At 48.3% G+C, this 15575-nt stretch carries 15 protein-coding genes; 8 read left to right on the top strand and 7 right to left on the bottom strand.

All coding sequences use genetic code 11. The features are described from left to right. Positions 1 to 245 precede the first annotated feature (245 nt). Positions 246 to 1847 carry a chromosomal replication initiator protein DnaA gene (gene dnaA / locus KSO86_RS05080; RefSeq protein WP_216378513.1) on the bottom strand — a complete coding sequence of 534 codons (1602 nt, stop codon included), beginning with the start codon at positions 1845 to 1847 and terminating at the stop codon, positions 246 to 248. 370 nt (positions 1848 to 2217) lie between these two features. On the opposite strand from dnaA, the gene rpmH reads away from it, so the two are divergent. From rpmH to KSO86_RS05040, 8 genes are all read left to right on the top strand, one after another. Then, complete coding sequence (gene rpmH / locus KSO86_RS05075; RefSeq protein ID WP_091279413.1) at positions 2218 to 2358, top strand: 50S ribosomal protein L34; 141 nt, start codon at positions 2218 to 2220, stop codon at positions 2356 to 2358. Continuing rightward, positions 2359 to 2724, top strand: a complete 366-nt coding sequence (gene rnpA, locus KSO86_RS05070) for a ribonuclease P protein component (protein WP_091279415.1) — start codon at positions 2359 to 2361, stop codon at positions 2722 to 2724. Then, positions 2717 to 3049, top strand: a complete 333-nt coding sequence (gene yidD, locus KSO86_RS05065; protein WP_216378512.1) for a membrane protein insertion efficiency factor YidD — start codon at positions 2717 to 2719, stop codon at positions 3047 to 3049. The genes rnpA and yidD overlap by 8 nt, the downstream gene beginning before the upstream one ends. A gap of 14 nt (positions 3050 to 3063) precedes the next feature. Further along, a complete protein-coding gene (yidC, locus tag KSO86_RS05060) occupies positions 3064 to 4203 on the top strand; it encodes a membrane protein insertase YidC (RefSeq protein ID WP_216378511.1) in 1140 nt (379 codons plus the stop codon). Between the two features lie 38 nt (positions 4204 to 4241). Continuing rightward, positions 4242 to 4766: a Jag family protein gene (locus tag KSO86_RS05055; protein ID WP_216378510.1), complete on the top strand. Its 525-nt coding sequence runs from the start codon at positions 4242 to 4244 to the stop codon at positions 4764 to 4766. A 183-nt stretch (positions 4767 to 4949) separates the two neighbouring features. Further along, positions 4950 to 5591, top strand: coding sequence for a 16S rRNA (guanine(527)-N(7))-methyltransferase RsmG (gene rsmG / locus KSO86_RS05050; protein ID WP_366493340.1), 642 nt, complete (start codon positions 4950 to 4952; stop codon positions 5589 to 5591). A 228-nt stretch (positions 5592 to 5819) separates the two neighbouring features. Further along, positions 5820 to 6767 (top strand): ParA family protein, encoded by a 948-nt coding sequence (locus tag KSO86_RS05045; RefSeq protein WP_216378508.1) that lies wholly within the window; start codon positions 5820 to 5822, stop codon positions 6765 to 6767. A gap of 13 nt (positions 6768 to 6780) precedes the next feature. Continuing rightward, on the top strand, positions 6781 to 8031 hold the full coding sequence (locus tag KSO86_RS05040; protein WP_216431883.1) for a ParB/RepB/Spo0J family partition protein: 1251 nt from the start codon (positions 6781 to 6783) through the stop codon (positions 8029 to 8031). Positions 8032 to 8161: 130 nt separating this feature from the next. Here the strand turns inward: KSO86_RS05040 and KSO86_RS05035 are convergent, their stop codons facing one another. From KSO86_RS05035 to KSO86_RS05010, 6 genes are read right to left on the bottom strand one after another with little or no spacing between them, the layout of a single operon-like run. Continuing rightward, complete coding sequence (locus KSO86_RS05035) at positions 8162 to 9484, bottom strand: aminotransferase-like domain-containing protein (RefSeq protein WP_216431881.1); 1323 nt, start codon at positions 9482 to 9484, stop codon at positions 8162 to 8164. A 2-nt stretch (positions 9485 to 9486) separates the two neighbouring features. Further along, positions 9487 to 9840 (bottom strand): thioredoxin family protein, encoded by a 354-nt coding sequence (locus tag KSO86_RS05030; protein WP_216378505.1) that lies wholly within the window; start codon positions 9838 to 9840, stop codon positions 9487 to 9489. A 5-nt stretch (positions 9841 to 9845) separates the two neighbouring features. Next, positions 9846 to 10787 carry a thioredoxin-disulfide reductase gene (trxB, locus tag KSO86_RS05025; protein WP_216378504.1) on the bottom strand — a complete coding sequence of 314 codons (942 nt, stop codon included), beginning with the start codon at positions 10785 to 10787 and terminating at the stop codon, positions 9846 to 9848. A gap of 43 nt (positions 10788 to 10830) precedes the next feature. Continuing rightward, positions 10831 to 12963, bottom strand: a complete 2133-nt coding sequence (locus KSO86_RS05020) for a protein kinase family protein (protein ID WP_216431880.1) — start codon at positions 12961 to 12963, stop codon at positions 10831 to 10833. A 52-nt stretch (positions 12964 to 13015) separates the two neighbouring features. Beyond that, on the bottom strand, positions 13016 to 15031 hold the full coding sequence (locus tag KSO86_RS05015; protein ID WP_216378502.1) for a DUF6049 family protein: 2016 nt from the start codon (positions 15029 to 15031) through the stop codon (positions 13016 to 13018). Beyond that, entirely contained in the window at positions 15032 to 15538 is a 507-nt protein-coding gene (locus KSO86_RS05010; protein WP_091279448.1) for an NUDIX hydrolase, read from the bottom strand. It lies immediately after the preceding gene. Between the last annotated feature and the right edge of the window lie 37 nt (positions 15539 to 15575).

The raw sequence follows: 15575 nt of genomic DNA, 5'->3' as shown, positions 1-15575 counted from the left end.
CAGTCGGTGGCGACCAGATCTTCCCTATAACTATTTAGGTAGTAGTAGTAATAGGGTCTGTGGAAACTGTGGAAAACCCATTCTTCCGTCGTAAAATCAACATTTTCTACAGTGGATTATTTGTGGTTTATAAGTGAATAACATGTGTCATTTTGTGGATGAGACAAAACGAAGTAGTTTTTATCCACAGATTCACAGGTTTTATCCACAGTTATCCACAAAATAAATCACATATTGTGTGTTATTTACTCTTGAGCGAGCTGAGCATGGTCTTTTGCCGCGTTTTTAATGATCGTGGTCAGCTCAGAAACTTGCGTGAAGATAGTTTGTTTCTCTGCCATCAGGGCTTCGACCTTGCGCACTGCATTCATTACTGTGGTGTGGTCCCGTCGATTAAATTCCTCGGCGATCTTCGGTAGCGACAGATCCGTTAATTCCCGGCATAGGTACATTGCCACGTGGCGTGGCTGGGTTAGCGTGCGGGTACGCGTTGGGGACTTCAAATCAGCTAGCGGAACGTTGAAATAGTTTGACACTTGCGCCACGATCATTCCGGCAGTGACCTGAATAGAATTGGGATCAGAAATCATGTCCTTGAGCTGAGATTCAGCTAAATCAAGGGAAATCTGCTGTTTGGTTAAGTCAGCGAACGCCCGGATACGGCGGAGTGCACCTTCCATTTCACGTACGTTACTGGTGATACGAGTAGCAATAAACTCAATGACATCGCGTGGCACTTCAAGACCTTCTGCCGTCGCTTTGCGATTGAGGATGGCGATACGTGTTTCAAGGTTCGGTAGATCGATTGCTGCGGTAATTCCGGACTTGAATCGAGAAATCATCCGGTCTTCGAAATCGACGAGAAGATTTGGTGCCACATCGGATGTGATAACGATCTGTTTATTGGCGTTAATAAGCGCGTTGAAGGTGTGGAAGAATTCTTCGAGCGTACGAGAGCGGTCACGCCCGGAAAGGAATTGAATATCGTCGATCAACAGAACATCGACGGTACGGAATTGGTCTTTGAAGTTATGCATTTGCCCGTTTGCCAAGGCATTAATAAATGCGTTGGTGAACTCTTCGGCAGATACGTAAAGCACCTTTTTGTTAGGAAACATCTCCTGCACTGAGTTGCCGATGGCGTGCAGAAGGTGGGTTTTACCCATTCCGGAGTCCGAGTACAAGAACAGTGGGTTGTAGGTAGAACCAGGAAGTTCTGAAACTGCCAATGCAGTTGCATGCGCGAAACGGTTAGATTCACCGGTGACGAACGTTTCGAAGGTGTAATGCTGGTTTAGGCGTGCTAAATCGCGGACTTCTTGTTGTCTATCCAGATGACGTGGCGGAGCAGGTGGCGCTGCAACGGGTTTTTCGTACTGCGGGGTAGGGAAAAGCTGTGTAGGTTCGGGGGACGACGACGGAGTTTCGTTGTAGGCCGGTTTGGTAAATTCTTGCACTGGCGCTGAAGAAACAGAATGCAGAGTCGGTTCTGGCACAGACGTTGGTGATGCAGACGTTGGTGGCACAGATACCTGTGTAGTCGGTGTAGATGATGTAGATGAAGCCGATACAGATGATTCCGAAAGGGCTGGATCAACGGAAATTTCTAGTGTCAGTTCGCGTCCGACGATAGCTGATAGTTGCTCAGTTAATACCTGTGCAACGTTGGTGTTAATGAGGTTTCGAGTGAAATCAGTAGCTACGCCGATAAGGAATCTTTCGTCGATCAGCGCAAGAGGAGTTGCTAGCCGAACAAACGCTGTTTGTGATTCAGACAAGCGACCTTCAGCTCGTGAGAGCTCGATCGCTGCTGTCCAAGCATCGTTCACAAATGATCCATCAGACATATTTTCCCCTTGTTGTGCACGCCAGCCTTTTCTGGCCTGTGACAATCATAGGAGAACCTGCGACTAAAATCTAAAGTTATCCACAGGTTTATTCACAACTGTGGATATTACATGCGTGTAATTACATGAATTGAACCGCGGAGTTGCAATGCAAAAATGTATCCACTGAAATATCCACAGCTGTGGAAAGTAATATGGAAAGAGTTATCACACGTAATTCATCATGTGACAATAGTTACGGCACCCGTGTCTTTTATTGACTATGAGCCGAAAACTCGCGTAAAGTCATCAAGTCATGTGTGTGCAGGACACACACACGAATCCGAAACCATCGGGTTCGTTTCAAGTATCGATAAGTGGGAGATCACCCATGTCTACCAAGCGTACGTTCCAGCCGAATAACCGCCGTCGTGCGAAGGTCCACGGCTTCCGTAAGCGTATGGCCACCCGTGCGGGTCGTGCAGTTCTTGCCTCCCGCCGTCGTAAGGGCCGTGCACGCCTCTCTGCGTAAATGCTGCCCACCGTCAACCGATTACGAACATCGGGCGATTTTGCTCGAACAGTTCGTCATGGGAGGCGGAGCGGAAACAGCCTTGTAGTTGTCTACTTTTTAGCGGACAACTCCATAAATGAAGCCGACCTTTGCACAAAGGTCGGCTTCGTCGTGGGCAAAAAAGTTGGCAATTCGGTTGTCCGGCATACAGTTGCTCGCAAACTCCGCCACGTCGTCAGGAACTTTCTTCCCGAACTAGAGCCGGGAACCATCGTCGTGCGCGCAAACCCCGCGGCGGCAACGGCGTCGTCGCAAGATTTCACCCGAGCACTCGACAGTGCGCTCACCAGAGCACAGGCTCGGAAGGCGCACACTCATGATTAAACGTCTGTTCATGTGGATGATTCGCTGGTACCAACGCACAATTTCAGCCGGATTACCGCGGCGGTGCAAATATCAGCCCACCTGCTCACAATATGCACTTGATTCCATTGAGGTTCACGGCGTAATTAAAGGTACACTTTTATCAGTGTGGCGATTGTTACGCTGCAACCCGTGGAGTAAAGGTGGCGTGGACTGGGTTCCTGAACCTGGTGCCTGGCCAACCAAACCCCTCGGATACACCGAACTCTTGGCGTACCGCGCCCAGCAAGAATCATCAGGCCACCACGGCCATGGCGATGATACACATCGTGGCAACTGCCCCTAAGCGAAAGAAGAACTGTGGATATTATCCTCTTCCCCATTAAATGGGTCATCTCGTGGATCATGTATGGCATCCACACGGTATTAACTACCGTCGGCATGAATAGCGGATCCGGCGCTGCTTGGGTCATGTCTATCGTTGGCCTGACTATTGTCATTCGTATCCTCATTATTCCGCTGTTCAACAAGCAGATTCGCGCAATGCGTATGGGGCAAGAAATTCAACCGGAAGTCCAGAAACTTCAAAAGAAGTACAAAGGACGTACTGATGCTGTTTCTAAGCAGCGGCAGCAAGAAGAGCTTATGGCACTCTACCGCGAACGCGGCACATCGCCATTCGCATCCTGTTTGCCACTCCTTATTCAGATGCCGATCTTCTTCGCGCTGTTCCGGTTACTCTATGCTGTGCGGCCTATTTCAACTGGCGAAATGGCATCAATTGGTGCTGTTAATAAGACGGTAGCTGAAGAAATTGCTAACTCCACTCTCTTCGGTGCACCGCTATCATCGTCGCTAGGTACTGCATCTGAATATTCCTTGCCAACTAATGTGCGTATTGTTGCTGTTATCTTGATCTTCCTCATGATGGCAACCTTGTTCTTCTCACAAAAGATGATCATGACGAAGAACCTGCCAGAATCGGCTCAGGATCCAAATAATCCGTCATATAAGATGCAGAAGATGATGCTCTACGGCATGCCACTAATCTACATTTTCAGTGGTTTCGCATTCCAGGTTGGCGTGCTTGTTTATTGGTTAACATCTAACCTGTGGAACATTGGTCAGCAGTACTGGCTCATCACCTATAACCCAACACCGGGGTCACCAGCCTACAAGACGCGTCAGCAGAAGCTACGTGCTAAGCGTATTGCGGCTGGCCTGCCACCTGAAGAAGAACCAGAGGAGCCTGTTCAGCCACGCGTGCAGCCGTTGGGGAAGGAACGTTCAAAGAAGGCTGCTAAGAAGAAGCATGTTGAGCCAACGCCGTCGACACCAGACAACAATTCCGAAGAGGTGCGCGGCCTTGACGGCTTGACTGATGCGGAGCGCGCTCAGAAGCGTTATGAGCGGCGTATGGCCCAGCGACAGCGTGCTAACGAAAAGAAGCAGGCTCGCCAAAAGAAGGCAAACCGCAACAAGAAGAATCGTAATTTTTAAAGCCCGTACTACGGGAACCTGAGAACAAAGGGAACCACATGACTGAAGAACTCACTGATTTGCGCGCAGCCTTAGATGAAGAAGGCGATATCGCTGCTGATTATCTCGAAGAGCTCCTCGATATTGCAGATGTTGACGGAGACATTGAAATTGCGATCGAAGCAGATCGTGCTGCTGTTGGTATCGTGTCCGACGACGGCGGTGATCGTCGCCTGAAGCGGCTGATCGGTAAGCATGGCGAAACTCTCGATGCTATTCAAGAGCTGACTCGGCTCGCTGTCCAACAACAGACTGGTGAGCGGTCGCGATTGATGCTCGATATTCTGGGCTACCGCGATCAGCATCGCAAGGAAATTGCTGCTATTGCTCGGGATGCCATTGAGCGTGTCGAAGAAAGTGGCGAAGCTGTTGCGTTGAAGCCGATGAATCCGTTTGAACGCAAGGTTGTTCACGACGTCGTAGCCGACGCCGGTTTACTCTCGGACTCATCAGGTATTGGCGCAGCTCGTCACGTAGTTATCTCGTTGCCAGACGACGATGAGGATATCGAAGACGGCGAATAATCAGCATTCTTTTTGACGTGTGTCCTGTACTTTACCGTGCAGGACACACGTCTATTTCGGGAAGTTTGAAGATCGTTAGACTGTAATAGCTGATGGTCAGGTAGACTATTAGTGTTGTATCGTTATTTTACGTATTACTTTTAGTTAGATATGTAGCCTTATATATAGTTTTGGGTGATTATTGTGGATTTTGAGCAGCAGACCGAACTCCCACCTATTGAAGGTGATAAGCATTTTGGCGTTGAAATATGGGAACAGCTTCTTGCTTTTTCACGCCTTATTGAAGCTGAAGGTGAACTCCGCGGGCTTGTTGGGCCACGTGAAATGTCAAAGCTATGGTCGCGGCATATTCTTAACTCAACAGCGATTATTGATTTCATTCCGAAGAATGCAGAATTAGTTGATGTTGGTTCCGGTGCAGGATTTCCAGGTTTGATAACAGCTATTGTTCGGCCAGATCTTCATGTTAATCTTGTAGATTCTTTAGGGCGACGTACTGATTGGCTTTCTTTCGTTGTTTTAGAACTTGGGCTATCTAATGTGTCGGTATTTAATCAACGCTCCGAAGATTTGTTCGGTACTATCTCAGCTGATGTTGTAACTGCTCGAGCGGTTGCTGCTCTTAAAAAATTGATTCCTTGGACAATGCCGTTGCTACGAAGTGGTGGTCAGCTTGTTGCGTTAAAAGGTGGTAGAGCAGAGCAAGAGATTGAGGATGCAGATAAGATTCTCCGCAAGTACGATGCACAGTGGGTTGATGTGCATGATGTTGATGTTTGGGGTTCAGACGAAGGTACTCGGGTTCTTGTTGTTCAGAAAAAATAGTTAGCTTGCAATGTTTCACGTGAAACATTAACCCACCTAGAGTATGTTTCACGTGAAACATAGAGTTCTTCTTAAGAAGAATTTTGGTGCGGTTCTTGTGTACCGAATTTGTATTTGTCACTTTTTGACAGTCATTGGTGTGGATAACTACTAACTTGTGGATCCTATGCCTATAGAAGTTATATTACCGAGTAGAATTAGATGAGTTGATCGATAGGAGCTGTTAGCATGGTGGATCCCCGAAAAAAAGCTGTTGGATATTCTGATTCTGACCATAACCAAGCTTCCCGTGCTTCATTATTTAATGATATGGACTCTCCAGTGGGTGCTGACCTGTTGCGTGATAAAGAATTGATGAAGAAGCTTGAACAGGTTGAGTTTAAGCATCCGGAGCATACCCGCATTATTACGGTTGCAAATCAAAAAGGTGGGGTTGGGAAAACTACTTCTGCAGTTAATATTGCTGCAGCGCTTGCGCAAGGTGGTTTGAAAGTTGTCGTGATTGACGCTGATCCACAAGGAAATGCTACTACTGCTCTTGGTGTCGAACATACTGCAGGAACGCCTTCTTTGTATCATGTTCTCGAGGGTGAATTGGACTTAGGACAAATTCTGCAGCCATGCCCAGATATTCCGTCACTCTCCGTCGCACCATCAACAATCGACCTTTCCAGCGTTGAAATTTCTCTGGTTGTTCAAGAAAATCGCGAATATAGATTACGTCAAGCAATCCATTCTTACTTAGAAGCGCATGAAGATGGGGATAAGGTTGATTACGTTATTATTGATTGTCCACCTAGCTTAGGGATTTTGACACTCAATGCTCTAGTGGGCGCGGATGAGGTAATGATTCCTATCCAAACTGAATATTATGCGCTAGAAGGTCTCACACAGTTAATGAAGTCGATTGAAATGGTTAGGTCATCTCTTAATCCGCAGTTGAAACTGTCGTCCATTTTATTAACGATGTTTGATCGGCGGACAAACCTAGCGCAAGATGTTGCACATGAAGTGCGTCAGTACTTCCCGAAGGAAACTCTTTCCATCGAAGTCCCTCGCAATATTCGTATTTCGGAGGCGCCAAGCTTCCAGCAGACCGTAGTCACGTATGATCCAAAGTCGTCTGGTGCGCTAGCTTACCGTGCGGCTGCATTCGAACTGTCGGAACAACTTTAAGGGGGAATTGATAATGGCAGAAAAACGTCGTGGTTTAGGTAGAGGTATTGGAGCCCTTTTCCCTACTGATCAAGAGGAAACAAAGAAGCGTCCAATTGATATCTTCTTTAGTAATCCTCAAAACAGTGTCGAAAAAGTTGACGATCACTCTGGTACAGGAGAGATAGTAGATGAAAAAATCTCTCGTTCACATCAGGAAAAGCAAACAAGAAAACAATTGGATGTTTCACGTGAAACATCTATAACAGTTCCACATGATTCTGATAGTCAGGCAGCTGATGTTGTTAAATTAACTGACAGTAAAAAATCAGCAAAACGCAAACGTGAAAACATACCGAGTAATGTAGAGAAAAACACGGTTAGCGCTGATATTAGCGCAGAGAACGAGGCTGTGGAGCAGCTACAAGCTATTCCAGGAGCAACTTTTGGTGAGTTAGATCTTGATGAAATTGTTCCGAATACGCAACAGCCCCGCCAGATTTTCGATGAAGAAGAATTAGCTGAGCTCGCTGATTCGATTCGAGAAGTCGGGGTGTTACAACCTATCGTTGTGCGTCCGCTGGTACAACCGATTTCAGATAATCCTATAGCTCGGTATGAGCTTATTATGGGCGAACGTCGTTGGCGTGCTTCACGCATGGCTGGAAATTCAACTGTTCCAGCAATTGTGCGTCGGACTGACACTGACGATATGCTACGCGATGCTCTACTTGAAAACCTTCATCGTGTGCAGTTAAATGCTTTAGAAGAAGCTGCTGCCTATCAACAGCTGATGGAGGACTTCCACTATACTCAGGAAGAACTATCACGTAAGATTGCGCGTTCGCGTCCGCAGATATCTAATACCCTTCGTCTTCTTAAACTACCGCCCCTCGTACAACGTAGAGTAGCTGCGGGTGTAATTTCAGCAGGACATGCTCGAGCTTTGTTAGGGCTGTCAGATCCAGCGGCAATGGAACGTTTAGCTCAGCGTATTGTTGCAGAAAATTTGTCAGTGCGTGCAGTTGAAGAACTAGTCTCAATGGGTGAAGACGGGGTTCCAGAAAAACAAACACGAGCACACCATACTAAGCGATATCAATCAGAGCTGAATAGTTTAGCTGTGCGGCTCATGGATCGGTTTGACACCAGAGTTAAAGTGGTAATGGGCCAGAAAAAAGGTCGTATTTCCATTGACTTTGGATCTATCGAAGACCTCAATCGTATTCTTGGCATGTTGAATGAGGAAAACGTCGATGTTTCACGTGAAACATCTGCGGAGTAACTCTGCAAACTAAATCTGTAGATTAATGCAGGAGAATGCAACTGTTGTAAGGCCTGTAGTTACGGAGTTATCAGCATAAGTAGAAAATAGGGGGGGCTGCTTAAGGCAGCCCCCCTTATTGCGCAGCTAGTTACAGCTGACCAACTTCTTCGTCAATAGTTTTGGCAAGACGCTTAACTCCTTCGCGAATCTGTTCCGGAGTTGGATAGCAGAAAGATAGACGAACATGATCAGAACCTTGACCGTCCGCATAGAACGCAGTTCCAGAAACGTACGCTACTCCGTTTTCAACAGCTCGAGGAAGCATATGGCGAGCATTAATTCCTTCAGGAAGCTTAACCCACATGTAGAATCCACCACCAGGAACAGTCCAGTTACAGTGGGGTAGATATTCCTCAAGAGCAGCATTCATTGCATTTCGGCGTTCGCAGTACATTGCTCGATAGTCTTTGATCTGGCCCAACCAGTCATATGTGCGTAAATACTCGGCGATGGAAAGCTGACCTACGCGAGTTGGGGATAAAACGGCATTTTCATTGGCAAGCACAAGGCGTGCTGTTAATTCTTTGCTAGCAAGAGCCCATCCAACGCGGTACCCAGGAGCAAAAATCTTAGAGAATGAACCCAAGTAAATGACACCATCGGGGTTCCAATTGTAGAGTGCACGATTGGTTTGATCGTCGAACCCAAGCATGCCATATGGATTATCTTCAAGGATGATGACCTTATGTCGCCGAGCAATTTCAACAATTTGTGGACGACGTTCAATAGCAAGGCACACGCCGCCGGGGTTGTGGAAGTTAGGGACTGTATAAATGAACTTTACCGGGCGTCCCTCATTTTCGAGCCGCGTAAGCGTGTTCTCTAATTCTTCTGGAATAAGGCCGTTTTCATCCATTGCAACATGGACGACGTTTGCTTCGTGTGCCGCGAAAACACCGAGAGCACCTACGTACGAAGGGGCTTCAGCAACAATCGTATCGCCAGGGTTAACGAGTACCTGAGTGACGATATCGAGAGCCGCCTGGGAACCAGTAGTGACAGTAATTTGGTCTGACGTTGCTTGAACGCCCTCTTGCTCTAACAAGTGAACAATTTGTTCACGAAGCTCAAGTTCTCCTTGACCGCCACCATATTGGAGAAGTTCTGTACCACGTTCCCGAACAAGGCGTGCGGTCATGTCTGCAAGAAAATCCAGCGGCAATCCCGCTATATTAGGCATTCCACCCGCAAGCGACACTACTTCTGGTCGATTCGCTACTGCAAAAAGAGAGCGAGTCTCGGACTGTTTTGTGTTAAGAGCACGGTTTGAATAAACGTGTGCCCACATTTCTTCGTCAAGATGAGGAGCAATAGTCTTAAATTTAATCGCTGAATTATCGCTTTCACCGCTGGCAGCGGCGGCAGCGGCGGTCGTCTGGAATGTAGTGCTGCCATCCATATCAACTGCCATGGTTACTCCTTTGTTGCACGAGATGATAGTTCGTGCATGTTAAGCGCAGAAAAGATTTCACTGCGCAAGGCCAGTTTTGGTCTTGCTCCGGTAAGAGTAAGAACATCGTGACCTTGTATTGATAATTGAATTGTAGGAACATAATCAATGCCGTGAGTCGCCATCAGATCAGGATCGTCGTCGATATTAACGATATCTTTCTCGAAGGATGTTCCTAATGACTCAGGCAAGTTTTTCTGAATATAACGAGCACAATCGACGGCAACTTCGCTGAAGATTCGATTCATTTGCACGCAAGGTGGAGACCAAGGTGCATGAAAATAGCGTAAGACAACCGTCGATTGATACTCGTCCATAGTACTTATGCTTTATTAGCCTCCAGCTGAATGAGATAAGCTTCGGCATCAAGTGCAGCTACGCAACCAGTACCAGCAGCAGTAACAGCCTGCTGATAGGTGGAGTCCACAACATCACCACAAGCAAAGACTCCAGGAACAGATGTCTTAGCGGATGGCGAATCAACAATGATGTATTCGTGGTCATCAAGCTTGACCTGTTGCTCGAGCACGGCAGTACGTGGCTTGTGTCCAATTGCAACGAAGAGACCGGATACCGGTAGCTCAGAGGTTTCTCCGGTGACGGTATCTTCTAATGTGAGGGACTCTAAACCAGCTGAGCCATTAATCTCGGATACTTTAGAGTTCCAGTGGACTGTAATGTTTGGAATATCTTCGATGCGCTGTGCCATAACCTTCGAGGCACGTAGTTCATCACGACGATGGATGAGGTGAACAGTCGATCCGAAGCGTGATAAGAAGATAGCTTCAGTTACTGCCGAGTCTCCGCCACCAACTACTGCGATTTCCTTACCTTTAAAGAAGAAACCATCACAAGTTGCACAGTAGGAAACGCCTTTTCCGGAGTAAGTGGATTCACCTTCAAGACCAAGCTTGCGGTACTCTGAACCAAGAGCAAGGATAACAGTTTTAGCTTGATAAACAGCGCTATCTGTAGTTACCGTTTTAATGTCAGAAGAGAAGTCAAATGAGATTGCATCTTCATAGTGAACCTCAGCTCCGAACTTTTCCGCTTGCTCTTGCATCCGCATCATGAGCTCGGGTCCCAGAATGGGCTCTGGCCAGCCAGGGAAGTTTTCTACCTCGGTAGTGGTCATAAGAGCACCACCAGCTTCAAGTGTGCCAGCAAGCACAATTGGCGATAACCCAGCGCGGCCGGTATATGTGGCAGCTGTCCAGCCTGCCGGTCCCGAACCGACGATAATAACGTCGTGAATAGTGCTCATAAAAACCTCTTTACTTGACACAAAAGTGTACTCTTCATTCGTATTATCCCACTGAAATCTCAGCGAGGGAAATACGGTTGGTGTTCTTGTGATCAACCGGCAATTCTGTAAACCAAATGAGTAAATCTTTGGTTACAGGTTGTTGCTCGAAGTTGATGGTTGTTGTTTCATCAACAGCTCCTTCATAAAGAAGCTCCCCTTCGGCAGGATTATTCCCAGTTTTTATCTGTATGTTTCCACCAGTGCCTGCAATCGCAAGAGTAAGTTGAGACACGCGCGTTTCTTGCTTTAACGAAACATGAATACCTAAGCCTGAAATATTCCCCATTTTCGGGTCATTAAAGTACCAAGATTCCCATGAGGTAGCTGGATCAGAATCGATGGCTTTCGAGACACGATCAGGAAAGTTAGGTGTTTCTTCTTGTGAAAAGTATTTAGAAGAGTCAGGATCAACTAACTCAGCAGATTCAATCTCAGGTTTCGGTTGTGCTTTCTCCCCAGCATCTGATTTCTGATCTTCAGCGTTCTCAGAATCTGTTTGAAGTGTCTTGCTTTGTGGGTCCTGCAGGTTAATGTCATGCAACGGCCGGAATAATCCAGCGAAACCAAAGATAGCAGCAATAGCAACAACTACTATGAGGAACACGATAACGAAATGAGAAGAATTGAGCGAGTTGCCTTTATCTGGTGATTCGTTCCTTGTTGCCTTCCTCTCAGCTACTTTACTAACAGATTCGCGAATCCGAGCTGCTGTGTTGCGAAGTGAATTAGACAGTGTCGAAATCTTCTCGGTAACAACACTTGTTTTCGATATAGCTTGCGAGTCTGATGCTGAGTCAACACCAGTAGTAACTCCATCCAGATTGTTTTCCGCAGTTACTACTGAGATTGGTTCCCTATCTGGCGTCGCTTCGTCTATTGATTCCAGCTCATTTCCTAGGAATGTATTGTTTTCTGATTCTGGTTCGTCTTGCGACTCGGAATCAGCTACAGCTTCCAACTGGCCGATTGTTGGCCATTCTTCGATGACGGGGACATCAGTCGATTCATTAACTCCGAGTAGTTCATCGACTTTCAGCATAGCTTCTTCTGGGGTTTGCGCTGGTTCGTTGCCGATGATAGCCAACTCATCTGCTACGGGTTCATCTACTACTGGTTCATTCGACTCAGCTTCAGTATCGATGTCCGTGTTAGGTGCATCATCCGCAGAAACAGAATCATCGTCAGTAGTGTCATTAGCAGCGTCGGCGTCGTCAGGTACATCGACGGCAACAGGTGCGCCGTCGTTAAAAACCTTAGGGAAGGAGACGTCGGAAAAAGCACCTTGAGGTTCGGGCGTGCCTAGATCAGAGAAGTCGGTGGAAGTAGGGTCGGGAAGTGAAGGGGCATAACTCGAGAGAAGCTGTACATCGATGTCTGTCCACGGAACAAGCTGGAGTAAGAGCCCACTTGGTGAATTTGGAGATTTGCCGTCAGTAACTCCATTAAGGAAGGTTTCAATCTCTGCTGGAAGGTTAGGTAGGGTAGCAGCTTCGCGCACAAGATCTTGGTCAATCTCACCTGTTGTTTCACGTGAAACATTTTTGCCAGTGAGCGTTCCAGCCAGCAAGTTGATTATGGAGTTGGAATCGCGGCGATCTAGCTCGGCAGTATCCAAATCCATCGGAACACCATGCAACGCCGCTTTAATTCCATAGCCATCAATAACAATGTTTCCAGCGTCGGTAATGAAAACGTCATCAGCGGTGAGGGCAAGGTGCCGGATACCGTGATGACGAGCAGAATTAACTGCAGAAGATACCTCGCCAATCACCGAGCGAACAAGGTCTGGATCAATGCTGTTTCCAGCTAAGAAAGAAGAGAGATTTCGCCCCGGTGGAATCTCGGTGAAAATAGCGTAATCACCGCCGCGACCCACAACAGCGATAGTAGATACCATTGTGGCAGAAGCGTCGTCTGTTGTATGAAGCACTGAGGTTCGGCGCGCTGCGTCCAAAACCGCCTCGGCCCCATCAAACTGTGGATCAATTATGATGGCGCGGAGTTGAACTGAGCGTGCCGTATCTCGAGCAATCCATACCGAGGCATTCGGTGTATCAGAGTGCGCTGAGGCCGGATACATCAACTCAAAACGATCCGCAATGCGCTGACCGGCGAAGGCGTAGGATGTACTCACGAACTTCTCCTCAATCTAGGTATCCATGAAATGGGTATACTACTTCGACAGTTTACTCTGAGTCTTCCGAAAGTTTCTGGTCAGAATCCGGCGATGATGTAGCTGTACGTGCTCGTTGGTGCAATGCTCGGGTAGCAACCTGAGCGTCCACAGGATTTGACCGCCGGCCATTACGAATTGATTTGAAAACGCCGATGAGGAATAGAATGCCAATCAATCCGGCGATGACGATTGTTCCCATGTTTTCCCAATTGGCTCGCACCCGCACTGGAACTGTAGCCGGATTGCCCACAGGAGCCCCATCCTCGCTGGTTAAGAGAACTTTCACATCAAGATCACCGGACCCCCATGCTTCTACCGGGAGTAGCACAGATTCAGTACCTTTAGCTGGAATGGTAGCAACAGTTGGTTTGAGTGCATGAAGACGAGTGTCTGGAACATCTAGTTTTACAGTAACTGTTACCGGATAATCGTAGGCATTGCTGACGTGGATCGGTAGCGCCGAGCTTTCCGAAATGAGATTAATAGTTGAGGATGTTTCAACCTTCAGCGCAGTCTTATCGATGTTTCCCAGGCTCGCAACAAAAGAATCCCGCTGATCTGGATGCGCCCGCCAGCGCGTGCTAAAAAACGCATCTGAGTGCCCCTTGAATAATTGATCGACCGCTGAAGACTCTTCAAACAAGCTCTTTACTTGACGCGCGTGTGCCGTTGCCTTATCAAAAACGGCGAGTTGCTGTGCACCAAATTCACCTGGGTTAGTTACCGTCTCAGGCAACGCCTCGGCTTCGTAGTGTTCTTCGGGCGTTCGTAAAATCTGATTGACGGAACTGGCGTGGTTCCATGGTGCCTGCGCAAGCGACATGAGAGTTTCCCGAATGGCTTCCGTGTCTGTTTGAGCTGCGGCAGTACGATCGGCAACGACGACGACGTCGCGCTGATTACTTGGTTGTTGGCGATATAAAACTGCAGACATTGCTAAGGAAACTTGGCGGCGGTCTAGCCGGTCAAGCGCAAGGTTGGTGTCGCCGTCGGCCAAGGTTCCGGCAACAGCATGTGACAGTGCACTATTTGCGGTTAACACTGTCATCGGTGTGCCGTCAATATCGATCGTGGTGTGTGCGTGTTCGGTATATGTTACCGGTCCAGTTTGTGGGATCTGTGAATCTGAAATGATTGCTGATGTCATCCCGGCTGCCCGAACCGCCCGTAGAGTTGCCATGTCGGTGTTACCTGCTGGAACGTAGACGTCATTATCGCTCGTGATGAACTGGTGTAACCGGTCCGTAGCATTTGCGTGAACGAGGGCGGCGAGGTCGGCGTCGTTGGTTGGAAGCACATGATACTCGACGTTTTTCAACGTAGCAGGGCGGGTGAGGGCTGGGTCAGCTAGCAACGTGACGCCCGGGATATCCCATCCTGAAAGTTTGTCAGCATCGGCCGGTTTGTTCGTAGTCTCCGGTGGATTCAACGCTGCTTGAACGAGCTCGTACGGGGTTTGCGGGGTGATGAGAGTGTCATCAACAACCGGGACAACGGTAGTGATATTGCTTTGTGGAATTTCGCTATCCGGGGTAACGACGAGATAAGAATAGTCTGTGAGCACCAGATCTTGACTGACTACTGCATCGACGGCGATACCTCGCGGTCCCCAAAACCGTGCCGTGTTCTTCCAGTTGATATCTTTTCGAGGGACAGTAATTTTTTGGACCGTACTTTGTCCTGCTGGAATATCTAAATCGGCGTTGACTCGCCGCAACTGGTACCCGAATAGATCGCCGTTCATCCACGCAGATATCTGTGACATATTGGATGCTGGCCATACTTGGGCACGAAGGGTGAGCGCGGAGATAGACAACGGCCGCGATGTGGGATTAGTAATGGTCACATCTAACGTCAGGTCTTTTTCGGGAGCTAGTGTTGGCTCGCCTACAGACGTGATCGCAATGCTCGGGGCGGCATCCGCGGTGACGGTTAGTGGAGCATGCGGGGTGCTGGCCCAGCTTGCTACTGGAGTAGTCGCTAATGACAGAGCTGCCAGAACGGCGGTAAGTATTCCCTTTTTCATTTAATTCTCCAGGAGTTCGCGGGCAACTCCAACGATTCGGCGTTCGTTGGGGTAGGCCAAGCGGCTGGTGACGCGGTCGATTCGGACCCATTCGACGAGTTCCGCTTCGTGGTCTGGATCGTTTTCTACGGTGAGAGTGCCGTGGAGCGCTTCAAGTAGGAAGTGGTGGACGACTTTATGTACTCGCCGGTCATGGCCGGAGAACCAGTAGTCGATTGAAGCGAGGTGGCGTAGTACCCGTCCGGTGATTCCGGTCTCTTCGCTAATTTCGCGTACGGCTGCTTGTTCGGCGGTTTCGATTCCTTCGAGGTGTCCTTTTGGTAGGCACCATTCGAGGCGGCCCGCGCGGTTGCGTCGAGCGATGACGGCAACGTACGCGCGCCCTTCTTGGACTGAGATAATGACTCCACCAGCGGAGGTTTCGTTCACTATGGGTAGGGGTGAACGCCGCGCTGAATAGCTTCGGCGCGGTCCGTTTGGTGGCGGAGCCGGATATTTTCGCGACATAACTTCTACTTCACAGTCGCTGAGAATATGCTTGAGA

It is taken from the genome of Arcanobacterium phocae (genome assembly GCF_018913465.1).
Classification (GTDB): domain Bacteria; phylum Actinomycetota; class Actinomycetes; order Actinomycetales; family Actinomycetaceae; genus Arcanobacterium; species Arcanobacterium phocae_A.
This window is presented reverse-complemented; position numbering and strand designations above follow the sequence as displayed.